General features: G+C 45.7%; 9 protein-coding genes. 2 read left to right on the top strand and 7 right to left on the bottom strand.

What is annotated here, in order from left to right:
* Positions 1 to 443 precede the first annotated feature (443 nt).
* The 3 genes from L4D76_RS16260 to znuA form a co-directional block, all read right to left on the bottom strand.
* The gene (locus L4D76_RS16260) at positions 444 to 3,911 is read right to left on the bottom strand and encodes a helix-turn-helix domain-containing protein (protein ID WP_428441945.1); all 3,468 of its coding nucleotides are present in this window, start codon (positions 3,909 to 3,911) and stop codon (positions 444 to 446) included.
* A gap of 183 nt (positions 3,912 to 4,094) precedes the next feature.
* Positions 4,095 to 5,450: a murein DD-endopeptidase MepM gene (gene mepM, locus L4D76_RS16255; protein ID WP_428441944.1), complete on the bottom strand. Its 1,356-nt coding sequence runs from the start codon at positions 5,448 to 5,450 to the stop codon at positions 4,095 to 4,097.
* Positions 5,450 to 6,367 carry a zinc ABC transporter substrate-binding protein ZnuA gene (gene znuA / locus L4D76_RS16250; protein WP_428441943.1) on the bottom strand — a complete coding sequence of 306 codons (918 nt, stop codon included), beginning with the start codon at positions 6,365 to 6,367 and terminating at the stop codon, positions 5,450 to 5,452. The genes mepM and znuA overlap by 1 nt, the downstream gene beginning before the upstream one ends.
* 108 nt (positions 6,368 to 6,475) lie before the next feature.
* Here znuA and znuC point away from each other — a divergent pair, with 108 nt between their 5' ends.
* Together znuC and znuB are read left to right on the top strand one after the other, a co-directional pair.
* Complete coding sequence (znuC, locus tag L4D76_RS16245) at positions 6,476 to 7,252, top strand: zinc ABC transporter ATP-binding protein ZnuC (protein WP_428441942.1); 777 nt, start codon at positions 6,476 to 6,478, stop codon at positions 7,250 to 7,252.
* The gene (znuB, locus tag L4D76_RS16240) at positions 7,245 to 8,030 is read left to right on the top strand and encodes a zinc ABC transporter permease subunit ZnuB (protein ID WP_428441941.1); all 786 of its coding nucleotides are present in this window, start codon (positions 7,245 to 7,247) and stop codon (positions 8,028 to 8,030) included. The genes znuC and znuB overlap by 8 nt, the downstream gene beginning before the upstream one ends.
* A 129-nt stretch (positions 8,031 to 8,159) precedes the next feature.
* Here znuB and sucD read toward each other — a convergent pair whose 3' ends face one another.
* The 4 genes from sucD to sucA form a co-directional block, all read right to left on the bottom strand.
* Positions 8,160 to 9,032, bottom strand: a complete 873-nt coding sequence (gene sucD / locus L4D76_RS16235) for a succinate--CoA ligase subunit alpha (protein ID WP_428441940.1) — start codon at positions 9,030 to 9,032, stop codon at positions 8,160 to 8,162.
* Positions 9,032 to 10,198 (bottom strand): ADP-forming succinate--CoA ligase subunit beta, encoded by a 1,167-nt coding sequence (gene sucC, locus L4D76_RS16230; RefSeq protein WP_428441939.1) that lies wholly within the window; start codon positions 10,196 to 10,198, stop codon positions 9,032 to 9,034. The genes sucD and sucC overlap by 1 nt, the downstream gene beginning before the upstream one ends.
* A gap of 159 nt (positions 10,199 to 10,357) precedes the next feature.
* Entirely contained in the window at positions 10,358 to 11,575 is a 1,218-nt protein-coding gene (gene odhB / locus L4D76_RS16225; RefSeq protein ID WP_428441938.1) for a 2-oxoglutarate dehydrogenase complex dihydrolipoyllysine-residue succinyltransferase, read from the bottom strand.
* 31 nt (positions 11,576 to 11,606) lie between these two features.
* On the bottom strand, positions 11,607 to 14,417 hold the full coding sequence (gene sucA, locus L4D76_RS16220; RefSeq protein ID WP_428441937.1) for a 2-oxoglutarate dehydrogenase E1 component: 2,811 nt from the start codon (positions 14,415 to 14,417) through the stop codon (positions 11,607 to 11,609).
* Positions 14,418 to 14,473: the final 56 nt, after the last annotated feature.

Below are 14,473 nucleotides of genomic sequence, written 5' to 3'. Positions count from 1 at the left end.
TCTTACACACCTTACCGGTGCCAGTCTTGTTCTAAATCAAAATAACACTTTATTGGTATGGGTTTATTGATTGGAAAAATGAAAGGAAACTCGTTAATTCAGGCAAATATTTATAAGGAAAAAAGCTTTAACGTTTTTAACGCACCGAAGAAGTCGAAAATAAATAGTTGATTTTAAAGTGTTTTTAACTATTGTCGTGTTTTTATAGTAAGGTGGCGGGTATCTTATAACAGGGGGTAACTCAAAAACGTTATATTGATTCCAACACAGAGCAACGGGCTCTTTTGTTATTCCGAAGGCAATATGGTATTACCATATTGCCTGGCAGCAAGCGAAGGTGTCATTGACACCCGTGGTGTAGTCCCAATAACTACACCACGTTTTTTTTCATTTGCCATCTTGATTGACTTACCAGTCATCCCGACAAATACCCATCATCTTGTTTATTCCTGGCTTTTTTCACACCCTTGAGCTGACGCAACAAACTGCGATGGCGTCACCCCAAAACTATTTTTGAATCTGGCACTAAAGTATGACGGATCGTTAAAACCACAGGATAACGCGACATCAGAAATCTTATCACCTTGCTTCAACATCAATTGTGCCTGTTCAAATCGAAACTGAATCACATAATCTTTAAACGACATATTAAATTCTTGCTTAAACTTGCGCTGCAAACTGCGCTCTGAGGTAAATATTGCCTTTGCCGCCGCCGCCGTACCAAAATCGGCATCATGGAAATGCTGCTCCACCAGCGCAATGACTTCTTTACGCCACGGTGTAGAATTATCAGTCGCAGTATTAGATCCTGCTTTTGTCATTGGTGAATCATCGATGGTCAGACCGTTATCGGGTACTGTCACGCTGTCGGGGTTATCATGTCGGTATAACGGAAGCTTCAGCACAAACTCGCTTCCAACGCCTTTATAGCTAATAACCGAGATATCACCTCTGTAACATTCCACCAGCTGTTTCACCGTACTCAAGCCGAGTCCGAATCCAGATTCAACATTAAATTCAGGCTCTTCTTTAAAGTACGGAGTAAAGATACTGTCACGAACATCTTCAGACATCCCTTTACCTGTATCTGCCACCGATATTGTCAAATCGGCGCGATCATTTTTAGCCGTCACTGTAATACAACCTCTAATAGCCGTATATTTCAGGGCATTTGATAACAGATTACCGACCATAATTTCTAAATGGTAGGGGGCGGTTTTAATACTGGCACCGTCGGTATTATCCTCTAGGCACAATAAAATATCTTTTTGATCTGCCTCCATCTGCCAGCTCATTACCGTGGCCTTAATAATCGGGCTGACTAACTGCTCACACTGTTTTTCCGGCTCAATAAATGCCAATGCATCCCTTGCCAGTAACTGATCCGCCAAGTGCAGTGAACGCTCAACATTATGGGCAATCATACTGAATTTCTCAGCCTCCTCCCCCTGGTTGGCTTCCTGCATTTTCTTAACCGGACCCAAAATTAAAGTTAGCGGTGTGCGCAACTCATGGAATAACTGAGCCATGAAGTTCTGACGAACGTTTAATATGTGCTGTAACTGCTTATTGCTTGAATAAAGCTGCTTCTTTTGCCGTTCTATACGAACTGTCTTACGGAAGACCGCTTGTTTTAAATGTAGATTTTGTTCTTTAACATTCTTTGAACGCCAGGAAATAAACAAGGTTAAAATTGAACAGATTAACAGTATGAAAGTACCCATTGTCCAATAAGAAAGATACCAGGGCTTCAGGATCTGAAATGAGAATGACGTGACTTGTTCCAATTCACTATTCAGTGAATCAATTCTGAGTTCTAACGTATAGTTACCCGGATGCAAGGTATCAAAGATCAGCAAATAGCCATTCAACGAATGCCAACGTTCATCCTCATTTCCTGACAAACGAAATTGCAGTTTAGTCTGGCAGGAAAATGGTAAAATACCTAAATTAAAACTGACTGAATCACCAAACGGTACAAGCAGTAATTCCTCGCTGGCACCAGCAAACTGACGTAATTGATGATTAATACGTACTTCACCAATCACGACCTGCGATAACTCAGTATCCGATTTAAGTAACTTATCAGGGGTAACTTCCAACAGCCCTTCACGGCCACCGAAAAGCATTTTACCCGACAATAATCGCTCACACGCTTGTGAGTAAAATTCATTTTCAATGACTCCAACCGGCGGTGCAAAATGCTGACGTAAATCAGCATTAAATGAAAAATATGACACACCTTTACTGGAGCCTAACCACACGCCTTTATTATCACTCACCACGCAATAAGGATTGGCTCGCTCACCCATAAGTTCGATGATAGATGGCTGCAAGTTTTTTAAATCAGGTGCAAACTGCAAACTATGATTATTCACAATCCAAAGCTGCGCCATCTGATCTTCATATAAATCTAAAACTCCGCCTTGACCTCTGGTTTGTTCAACAACTTGAAGGCGTCCGGCGTCAAAACGATACAGCGCATAGTCCGTTCCTATCCATACTTGTTTTGCACTATCTTCAAAGATAATTGTGGCCAGTTCATCCCCCTTAGGATCCTGCTGCCAATGGCTGCCAAAAGTAACCAATTCATGGCTATCCGGCCAGTAGCGATACAATTTTGATCGCATACCAATCCAGACCGACCCATAGTGATCAACCATAATGCTGACAACGAGCTCATTGTTAAACCAAGGAGGCAGTTCATAAGAAACCAGTTTATTGCTCGATAATGAAAAAACCTTCAGCCCACGCTCGGTCGCGAGCCATAGCTCATTGTTACGATTAGCGATATGGTTAACAACACCCAGAGTGGTAATTTGGCGCACAATATCAAGTTCACCATTCAGTTCCACCAACCCCCGATCGGTAGCCAGCCAGATCTTACCGTCAGGCAATTCGATCACATCGTTAATCTGCCCTGCCTGAATCTGATCGACCTGCATACCGTAACGAAGACGCTTAAACAGGGTTGTCGTGGTAGGAAAATAGTTGATCCCATTATTGGATGCTATCCATAACGCCCCTTGCTCATCACGGTGTAAAGCCTGGATCTGATCGCCATCAATGGAAAAAGTATCATGCCGACGAGCTAGAAACTGATGCAATTCACGGCTCTCAAATTCGAGCAGATTCAACCCTTTCTTGGTACCAATCCACAGTCCTGAATCTGTTTCAGAAATACTCGAAATATAATGATGACTCAACGGTTTACTATCTTTAAATAAATAAGGCTTTTCACTGTTATTCACGAAAAGTCCTTCATTGGTACCCACCCAGAGCTGGTTGGTTTTATCGGCATAAACCGCCGTCACCTGATGTTCAGGGTACTGCATTGGTTCAATCAGCTGGCGCTCTTTAAATTCATAAAGACCGCTTTCCCCGGCAATAAACAGTGACTCACCGGCAAGATATAAACCCGTTGTAATAAAGCCCTCAGGTAAACTGAAAAATGCCGGGCGTACCTGACGCTCTGTAACGAGATAAAGCCCCTTGTCATTGGCAAACCAAACTTCTCCACCTTTGTGAATAACATGTTTCAGTGGGATCTGACTGAAGTTGAGTTTACGTAATCGGGTTTCTGCCGGAGAGTAATGAAAAGCTTCGCCATCTTTGATCAACCATAACGCCTGGTTCACCATAACAACATCGGTTACGCCTTTAACGATATTACCCAGCCCGTCAACAGCACTATGCAAAATACGGCCATCATAAAAAATCAGTTCACCCTGAACATCGACAAACCATAAACCACCGTTGGTGTTATTAATGATTTTGACAGCCGAAACAAGACTCCCTTGCTCTTGGTGAGGTAATGGATAAAAAGCGTAGTTCGCGCCAGCGTGAGCAGCAGGAAGCCCAGCAAGCAGTGAAAGCAACAAACAAACAATCGCAATAAAGGCTTTATTCATATTATTCAACGCCTGTAATATCAACAGCATAGCGCAAACTCGTAAACTCGAACTAAATGAAATCTGCAATTATGCAGCATGAATGATTCTAATATAAGCTTGGTTTTATAAATTACATCATCAGACATAAAAAAACGCACCTTGTGCGCTTTTTTTATACCCAAACTACCCCAATAAGAAAAACTAACCGGGCATCACCGCCAGTAATTTCTGTCTTTCACTATTAGCTAGCTGTTTGTATTTAGAACGCGCTTTACTTGGAACAGGATCAGCCTGAGGCAATGGTACTTTCATAGCGTTAACCGGACGATTCTTCTTGATTAGCTCAAAGTGAAGATGCGGGCCGGTCGAACGTCCTGTATTACCACTTAACGCTATACGTTGGCCCATCGTCACTCGATCCCCGACTTTTACCAGCAATTTATGAAGGTGCAGGTAACGGGTCATATACTCACGGCCATGCTTAATAACAACATAGTTGCCCGCGAGTGGGTGCTTACGAGCTTTAACCACCACACCATCGCCTGCCGCCAATACCGGCGTACCAATCGGAGTTGCAAAGTCGGTACCATTGTGTGGCGAAATACGACGGGTTACCGGGTGCTTACGCGTCGGGTTAAACGACGAACTGATACGATAGCGCTTCGCTAATGGAATACGGCGTAATGCACGATTTAAGCTATTGCCAACGCCATCATAAAACTGATCGTCGCTATGACGCATTACGAAAATTTCACGATTACCACTCAGATAATAAAGCGCTTTCAGCTCACCTTTAGTCACCGCTTTACCATCAATGAACTCACGCTCTACTGATACGGCAAAACGATCCCCTTTACGTACTTCCCGACCGAAATCAAAGCGCCACTGTAAAACCTGAACTAAAGTTTGGATCTGATTAGGCGTTAAACCAGCAGCAAGCGCTGAATTATAGAAGCTACCGGTTATCCTTCCTGTTAAGAAGACTGGCTTGATCACACCATTCTCTTCAATCTGTTTGAACTGATAACCCTTGTCAGCCAAACTATAGCTATCAGTAATTTTTTTACTGCGCTGTATCTTAAATTCTTTTACCTGCCCATCATCATCAACAGACCATTCTATTGTTTGCCCTACCCGAAGATTCTGAATCGACTTGTTGACCTTGATCAGTCGGTACATATCAGAAATAGGCAACGCATATTGCGAGAAAATCGAACCTAAAGTTTCACCTGACGCAATTTTATGCTTATGAGCAACGTCAGTGACTTGCTCTAATTTCTGCTCAAGCTCATCTTTGGGAGCTGAAAATTCAGGATCTTCAGGATCCAGAACAGCACCCAGCGGCTCACTATTCTGCTCTGATAATACTTCGACGTTCTCATGTGGCAGCTCTATTTCAACCCGTTCTGCGCGTTGAAATTTAGGTGTCTGATACGTTTGGTTCGATGGCTGCCACATAAGTGCAACCATCATCAACAGCGAGGTTGAGGCTAACGCAATCAGATGCTGACGAGGTAATTGTTTTATTGAAGAGACCGTAACCTTATACAATTTCATTATTCAAGACACTTGGTAAAACTCGCACCCAATTCTGTAAGAAATCGGGCATATCCTCCCTTGCCCTCTGCAATTTCAGTTGCCATTGGATCAAGAGTCCCTATTTTAACGTCAGTACCACTAACAACACTATTGACTACAGCTGGAGAAAACTGGGGCTCACTGAACACACAAAAAGCTTGTTGATCTTTCAGCGCACGACGTATTGAAATTAACGTCTTTGCACCAGGTCGTCGATCTGGCTCAACCGTGAAATGTCCAAGATTGTTCAGCCCAAATTGTTCTTCAAAGTAGCCATAGCCATCATGAAAAACAAAGTAGCCATGTTCTGCTAATGGTTTGAGTTTATTATTCAACTCAGTGATGGTTTGGTTGATCTCTGAGACGAACATCGAGAGATTATCCTCATAGCCCTTTTTATGCAATGGGTCATGTTGAACAAGCGCCCTAGTGATCACATTTGCAGCCTGAATTGCTTGTTTTGGCCCCAACCAAAGGTGTGGATCAATACCATCATGGCTGTGATTGTGATCACCGTGATCGATCTCAACAGCATGCCCATAGTGGCGGAAATCAATAGAATGCTGTTCAGTTAACGCAAGGCTGTTATCTTTTCCTTCAAGCATATTGGCAAGAAACATTTCTAGTTCAGGCCCCACCCAGATCACTAAATCAGCATCTCGCAATTTTTTCATATCAGAAGGGCGTAATGCATAATCATGTGGTGACGTGCCAGGTGGTAGCAATGCGTCACTGCGGGTTATACCTGCAGTCAGATCCTGTACAATCATATTCAGTGGTTTTACTGTGGTGACCACTGAAAATGCTTTCGCATTTTTAGCAAGGGCAGAGCAGGCAAAAACAGAGCCAGAAAGTACCAATACAACTGCACAGCACCATGAAGTAAAGCGACGCATAACGATGTCCATTAAACAATGCCCATTAAAATTAAAGAATACCAATAAGAAAGCGAATGTTATATTATAACATCTCATTTTGGCAAATTCCTTCTCAGTATTCTTTTCATGACAACTTTAATTGAACTACAGTCGGTCACCGTTACTTTCGCTGAACGGCATGTCCTGGATCAGGTTTCTCTAAAACTTGAACGAGGCCAAATCACCACTTTAATCGGCCCTAACGGGGCAGGTAAATCTACTCTGGTTAAGGTGATCACCGGCTTGCTCAAACCCACGACAGGTAAAGTGGTTCGTCAGAAGGGAGTACGTATTGGCTATGTTCCGCAAAAGCTGCAACTTAATACGTCTATGCCTCTAACGGTAGATCGTTTCATGCGGCTAGCTGGGCGTTACAAAGAAAATACCAGGGTCGAAGCATTGAGCCTTGTCGGAGGCGTCCACCTCCAGCACAGTGATATGCATTCACTGTCGGGTGGGGAAATGCAACGGGTACTGTTAGCCCGGGCACTGCTGCAAAAACCTGATCTGCTGGTCTTAGATGAACCTGTACAAGGCGTTGATGTAAACGGCCAGTTGGAACTATATAACTTAATTCAGACTCTGCGAGATAAGCTCAACTGTGCCATTTTAATGGTTTCGCATGATCTGCATTTAGTCATGGCAAAAACCGACAATGTGATTTGCCTGCACCATCATATTTGCTGCTCGGGCGAACCCGATACCATCACCCGCCATCCTTCCTACGTGGCTCTATTTGGTCAGCAGCAAAGCGAACAACTGGCTTTGTATCATCACCATCATAATCACGAACACGATCTTGCGGGTAGTCCTGTCGGTCCATGCCAGCATCATAAAGAACAACACGGTGATCATAATGCTTGAGTTTCTTCTTCCGGCCCTTGCCGCAGGCATTGGCATTGCCATACTGGCAGGCCCATTAGGTTCCTTCGTCGTCTGGCGTAAGATGGCTTACTTTGGTGACACCCTGTCTCACGCCTCGCTACTGGGTATTGCATTAGGTTTTTTATTTGATATCAATCTTAACCTGGCCCTGATCATTTGCTGCTTAGTGTTAGCTGTCATTCTGGTCAGCCTACAGAAGCAAAAATACGTCGCCACCGATACTTTATTGGGTATTCTTGCCCATAGTGCATTATCGCTGGGTTTAGTGGCTGTCAGTTTCCTCGATCATGTTCGTATCGATCTGATGGCTTATCTGTTTGGTGACTTATTAGCCGTCACCACGACAGATTTATTATGGATATACGGCGGCGGATTGCTGGTGCTGATCGCACTGTTCACCCTGTGGCACCCTTTACTCTCCATGACTATTAATGAAGATATGGCGCAAGTTGAAGGGGTAAATGTTGATTTGATGCGGCTTTTACTGATGCTGATGGTCGGTATGGTTATCGCGGTCGCAATGAAGTTTGTCGGGGCGCTGATCATTACTTCGCTGCTGATCATTCCGGCCGCAACGGCTCGACGTTTCTCTCATAGCCCAGAATTTATGGCTGGCTTAGCTTCTGCTATCGGCGCGGTTGCTGTCGTCATTGGTCTGGCCATGTCGTGGCATTACGATACACCGGCTGGCCCTTCCGTGGTCGTTGCCGCTGCAGGAATGTTCATGCTAAGCCAGCTGTGGCGTACAGAAAAGTAATCAACTAATACCAATCGGGATTTGGTATTAGTTATTCACTTTCTTTCGTGCACAAAAAACCCGCCAGATGGCGGGTTTTAAAAAACAAGATCTTATACTAATCGGGACAATTATCCCGAGTGGTATTAACTACCAACCTGTTACTTCGCGTAGTGCTGTACCGATATCGGCCAGACTTTTCACCGTCTTAACACCTGCTTCTTCAAGGGCAGCAAATTTATCTTCTGCTGTACCTTTACCACCAGAAATAATCGCACCGGCGTGACCCATGCGCTTACCCGGAGGCGCCGTAACACCTGCAATGTAAGAAACCACAGGTTTAGTGACGTTCGCTTTGATATAAGCTGCCGCTTCTTCTTCAGCAGTACCGCCGATCTCACCAATCATCACGATGGCTTCAGTCGCCGGATCTTTCTCAAACATTTCCAGCACGTCGATGAAGTTAGATCCCGGAATTGGATCACCACCAATACCGACACAAGTAGACTGGCCGAAACCTTCATCAGTTGTTTGCTTAACAGCTTCGTAAGTTAAGGTACCAGAGCGAGAGACAATACCAACTTTACCCGCCTTGTGGATGTGGCCAGGCATGATACCAATCTTACACTCGTCAGGCGTGATCACACCCGGGCAGTTAGGACCAATCATACGCACGCCGGCTTCATCTAGACGCACTTTAACATCCAGCATATCCAGGGTTGGAATGCCTTCAGTAATCGTAATGATCAGCTCGATACCCGCATCGATTGCTTCAAGGATCGCGTCTTTACAAAATGGTGCAGGTACATAGATAACCGTTGCTGTTGCACCAGTAGCTTCAACTGCATCACGAACGGTGTTGAAAACCGGCAGGCCCAGGTGAGTGGTTCCCCCTTTGCCTGGTGATACACCACCAACCATTTGTGTACCGTACGCAATAGCTTGCTCTGAGTGGAAAGTTCCCTGACCACCCGTGAAGCCCTGACAGATCACTTTGGTGTCTTTATTGATTAAAACTGACATTATTTACCCTCCGCTGCAGCAACAACTTTTTCCGCTGCTTCAGTTAAGGAAGTCGCAGCTATAATATTCAGACCACTTTCAGCTAGCTTAGCCGTACCTACTTCTGCATTGTTACCTTCCAGGCGAACAACAACCGGCACTTCAACGCCCACTTCTGCGATTGCACCAATGATGCCTTCTGCAATAAGGTCACAACGAACGATACCGCCGAAGATATTGACCAGTACCGCTCTTACGTTACTGTCTGACAGGATAATTTTAAATGCTTCCGTTACACGCTCTTTTGTCGCACCACCACCAACATCCAGGAAGTTTGCTGGCTGGCCGCCGTGCAGGTTGACGATATCCATCGTACCCATTGCAAGACCCGCGCCGTTAACCATGCAACCAATATTGCCGTCTAGTGCTACGTAGTTCAGTTCCCACTGTGCAGCATGCGCTTCACGTTTATCTTCCTGAGATGAATCGTGCATATCACGCAGTTTTGGCTGACGGTACATTGCGTTTGAATCGATGTTAATTTTACCATCCAGACAAACGAGACTGTCATCACCCGTAATAACCAGCGGGTTAATTTCAAGCAGCGCCAGATCGTAATCAGCAAACATGTTGCCAAGACCGAGGAAGATTTTTGTAAACTGCTTAATTTGATCCCCTTTCAAGCCAAGCTTGAATGCCAGCTCGCGACCTTGGTATGGCTGTGGACCAACCAATGGATCAATCGCCGCTTTGTGGATCAGCTCAGGGGTTTCTTCAGCCACTTTCTCGATTTCAACACCACCTTCAGTAGATGCCATGAAAACGATACGACGAGAAGCGCGATCAACCACCGCGCCCAGGTACAGCTCATTAACGATGTTTGATGCTTCTTCGACCAGGATTTTTGTAACCGGCTGACCGTTGGCGTCTGTTTGGTATGTCACCAGGTTTTTACCCAGCCACTTTTGTGCAAATTTTTTCAGGCCATCTTTCGTGTCGTGTAGTTCAACACCACCCGCTTTACCACGCCCACCAGCGTGAACCTGACATTTGATAACCCACTTGTCACCACCGATTTTACCCGCAGCTTCTGCAGCTTCTTGCGGTGTGTCACAAGCATAGCCTTCCGGAACTGGCAGACCGTACTCAGCGAAAAGCTGTTTTGCCTGATATTCATGCAGATTCATGATGTTCTATCCATTTTCATATCCCTTTGGACTGCTATATCCATTGGAGACTGTTATATCCATTTAAAATACTCTTGGGTATTTCTTCGTCAGTGATACCTGACAGCTTGATCTAAGCCGGACGTTGAGCCTGTCCGGCTTAAGCTGTAAAAACAGGTATTAAACGTCTAGTAGCAGACGGGTTGGATCTTCTAACAATTCTTTAATCGTAACCAGATAACGTACCGACTCACTGCCATCAACCAAACGGTGGTCATAAGAGAGTGCCAGGTACATCATTGGCAGGATTTCGACTTTGCCATCAACGGCCATTGGGCGGTCAGAAATTTTATGCATGCCCAAAATAGCGGCTTGTGGCGGGTTAATGATTGGTGTCGACATCAGCGAACCAAACACACCACCGTTAGTGATAGTGAAGTTACCGCCAATCAGCTCGTCAACCGTTAACTTACCGTCACGGCCTTTGATGGCGAGTTCACGGATCCCTTTCTCGATTTCAGCAAGGCTAAGCTTGTCACAGTCACGAAGTACCGGAGTCACCAGGCCACGAGGAGTCGATACTGCGATACTTACATCGAAGAAGTTATGATAAACAATATCATCACCATCAATCGAGGCATTGACTTCAGGAAAACGTTTCAGCGCTTCTACAACGGCTTTCACGTAGAAAGACATAAAGCCCAGGCGAATGCCATGGCGCTTTTCAAAGATGTCTTTGTACTGCTTACGAAGGTCCATGATTGGCTTCATGTTTACTTCGTTGAAAGTAGTTAGCATTGCGGTACTATTTTTCGCTTCCAGCAGACGCTCAGCGACACGCTTGCGCAAACGTGTCATAGGAACACGTTTTTCGCTGCGATGTGCCAGTGGTGCTTCAACCTTCGCTTCAACTACTGGAGCAGCAGGAGCGGGAGCAGCTTTAGCTTGCTTCAAAAAGGCTTCGACGTCTTCACGTGTGATACGGCCGCCAACACCAGTGCCTTTCACCGCGGATGCTTGAATGCTGTGTTCACCAAGCAGACGACGAACAGCAGGGCTTAATGCTTCGCTTGTCTCTTCACTTAAAGAAGCTTTACTACGCTTAGTCGGCGATGCTTCAGCTTCTGCCGGTACATCCTTAGTCGGTTCACCAGCAATCACACCGACTTTAATCTTACCGATCAACTGCTTAGATAAAACCGTTGTGCCATCGGCTTCAAGAATTGCTTCTAAAATACCATCTTCTGGTGCCGGAACTTCCAGCACCACTTTGTCTGTTTCGATATCAACCAGAACTTCATCACGTGTAACGGTATCACCAGGCTGTTTATGCCAAGTTGCCACGGTTGCATCAGCAACTGATTCAGGTAAATCGGGAACCAGAATTTCGATTGTCATATCGGCTTTTTCCTTTTTGTTCCAGCTCTTATTAGGCGATTGTCAGAGCGTCTTCAATTAACGCTTTCTGTTGTTTCAAGTGAACCGACATGTAACCTACAGCCGGTGATGCAGATGCCGGGCGACCGGCATAGTTCAGCTCAGCACCTTTCGGCAACGCAGAGCGGAAGTTATGCTGGCTAGAATACCAAGCACCTTGGTTTTGTGGCTCTTCCTGACACCAAATAAAATCAGTGACATGCTGATAATCAGCCAACGTAGCTTCAACATCATCTTTAGGGAATGGGTATAACTGTTCAATCCGAACAATGGCAACATCTGTCTGTTCGTTTTTACGACGTTGATCAAGAAGATCGTAATAGACCTTACCAGAGCAGAAGACAACACGTTTTACTTGTGTCGGATCGAGTGAATCGATTTCCCCGATAGCAGGCTTAAACGTACCCTCAGCTAAATCTTCCATTGTTGATACACACAGAGGATGGCGTAGTAGCGACTTCGGCGACATCACGATCATCGGACGACGCATCGGACGAACAACCTGGCGGCGCAGCATGTGATAAACCTGGGCCGGCGTCGACGGTACGATAACCTGCATATTTTGCTCAGCGCAAAGTTGCAGGTAACGCTCAAGACGTGCAGAGGAGTGTTCTGGCCCCTGGCCTTCATAACCGTGTGGTAACAGCATGGTTAAGCCACACATACGTCCCCACTTCTGCTCACCAGAACTGATGAACTGATCGATAACTACCTGTGCACCGTTGGCAAAGTCACCAAACTGCGCTTCCCAAATAGTCAGACCGCCAGGTTCTGCCGTCGCATAGCCATATTCAAAGGCTAACACCGCTTCTTCAGATAACACCGAGTCAATAACTTCGAACGGGCCTTGCTTATCATGTAGATTGGCAAGAGGAACATAAGTGCTTGCATCGCCTTGGTTATGCAATACTGCATGGCGGTGGAAGAATGTACCCCGACCAGAATCCTGACCGGTAATACGAATACGATTACCTTCATCAACTAAAGTGGCATAAGCCAATGTTTCAGCCATACCCCAATCAACAAGCTTATCGCCCGCAAGCATTAATAAACGATCGTTATACAGTTTCTGTACTCGGCTCTGAAGCTTGTGGCTTTCAGGGAACTGACAGATACGCTGACCTAATTCATGCAGTCGCTTGCTACCAACTTTACTTGCCCAATCCACAGTCCAGTCATGCCCGAGGTACGGAGACCAGTCAACAGAGTGCAGCTTCATCGGACGCCACTCTTTCACCACGCATTCACCGCGGTCAAGTGCATCACGATATTCGTTGATAAGGCCCGTCGCTGTTTCCAGTTCCACACCACTGCCATCACTTAACGCATCAGCGTAAATCTTACGAGGAGTAGGATGCTTCTTAATCTTCTGATACATCAAAGGCTGAGTGGCATTCGGCTCATCGGCTTCATTGTGACCATGACGTCGATAACAGACGAGATCGATAACGACGTCACGCTTAAACGTATTACGGAAATCAAATGCAATGCGAGTAACAAAAGCCACCGCTTCCGGATCATCAGCATTAACGTGGAAAATCGGTGCCTGAACCATCTTCGCGATATCAGTACAATAATCTGTTGAACGCATATCTTGCGGGTTTGAGGTGGTAAAGCCAATCTGGTTATTGACAACGATACGTACCGTACCGCCAACACGATAACCACGGGCCTGAGACATATTAAATGTTTCAGCCACCACGCCCTGCCCTGCAATTGCCGAGTCACCATGGATGGTGATAGGAAGCACTTTCGAGCCATCGGTATCGCTTAAACGATCCTGACGCGCACGAACAGAACCCACAACGACAGGGTTAACAATTTCGAGGTGAGATGGGTTAAATGCTAATGCCAAATGCACATCGCCACCCGGCGTAGCGAAATCAGCAGAGAAACCCTGGTGGTATTTTACATCACCGGTCCCCCAGCTCTCGCCATGCTTACCCGCGAACTCATCAAACAAGTCTTGCGGCTTCTTACCCAGCACGTTGACCAGCATATTCAGGCGGCCACGGTGAGCCATACCAACAACAACTTCACGCACACCCTGACTTCCCGCATGGCGGATCAGCTCTTTCATCATCGGGATCAGTGCATCACCACCTTCCAACGAGAAACGTTTAGCACCAGGGAATTTTGCACCAAGGTAACGTTCAAGACCTTCTGCTGCCGTTAACTCTTCGAGAAAACACTGCTTCTCTTCTTTACTGAATGTCCCCGTACCAACAACCGATTCAAGACGTTGCTGGACCCAACGCTTCTCGTCTGTGTTAGTAATATGCATGTATTCAGCACCAATCGAACCGCAATAGGTTTTCTTGAGTGCATCGTAGATTTCAGACAGCTTCATCGTTTCTTGGCCGACAGCAAAAGAGCCGACATTGAAGCTTTCGTTAAAATCATCCGCCGTTAAGTTGTGGAATTCAGGATCTAATTCTGAAACACGATCCTGTTGCCATAACCCCAGGGGATCTAAGTTTGCATGTTGATGCCCACGGAAACGGTATGCGTTAATTAGCTGCAATACCTTAACCTGCTTAACATCCACATCTGGATCACTGACGGTAGCGCTTAGATGGGTTGTCTCTTTCGCCAGACGTCGGAAGTAATCACGAACACGAGAATGAGGCTGTTCAACAACCGCTTCATTCACCACAGGCAATTCGCCGAAAACGCTTCGCCATTGTTCATCAACTAATTCTGGGTCGCTAAGATACAACTCGTAGAGGTCTTCTACATAAGTCGCATTGGCGCCAGCTAGGTGTGAAGACTCAAGCCATGCCTTCATAACGCCGTTCTGCATTGTTTTCCCTTAACCACTAGTTATCGCCATTTACTCCGGTCTCTTGGCCGGGCTTA

This window comes from Photobacterium sagamiensis (assembly GCF_050337085.1).
Lineage (GTDB): Bacteria > Pseudomonadota > Gammaproteobacteria > Enterobacterales > Vibrionaceae > Photobacterium > Photobacterium sagamiensis.
This window is presented reverse-complemented; position numbering and strand designations above follow the sequence as displayed.

Coding starts and splice junctions, on each gene's coding strand:
- L4D76_RS16260 (WP_428441945.1), bottom strand. CDS start 3,911: ATGAATAAAGCCTTTATTGCGATTGTTTGTTTGTTGCTTTCACTGCTT.
- mepM (WP_428441944.1), bottom strand. CDS start 5,450: ATGAAATTGTATAAGGTTACGGTCTCTTCAATAAAACAATTACCTCGT.
- znuA (WP_428441943.1), bottom strand. CDS start 6,367: ATGCGTCGCTTTACTTCATGGTGCTGTGCAGTTGTATTGGTACTTTCT.
- znuC (WP_428441942.1), top strand. CDS start 6,476: ATGACAACTTTAATTGAACTACAGTCGGTCACCGTTACTTTCGCTGAA.
- znuB (WP_428441941.1), top strand. CDS start 7,245: ATGCTTGAGTTTCTTCTTCCGGCCCTTGCCGCAGGCATTGGCATTGCC.
- sucD (WP_428441940.1), bottom strand. CDS start 9,032: ATGTCAGTTTTAATCAATAAAGACACCAAAGTGATCTGTCAGGGCTTC.
- sucC (WP_428441939.1), bottom strand. CDS start 10,198: ATGAATCTGCATGAATATCAGGCAAAACAGCTTTTCGCTGAGTACGGT.
- odhB (WP_428441938.1), bottom strand. CDS start 11,575: ATGACAATCGAAATTCTGGTTCCCGATTTACCTGAATCAGTTGCTGAT.
- sucA (WP_428441937.1), bottom strand. CDS start 14,417: ATGCAGAACGGCGTTATGAAGGCATGGCTTGAGTCTTCACACCTAGCT.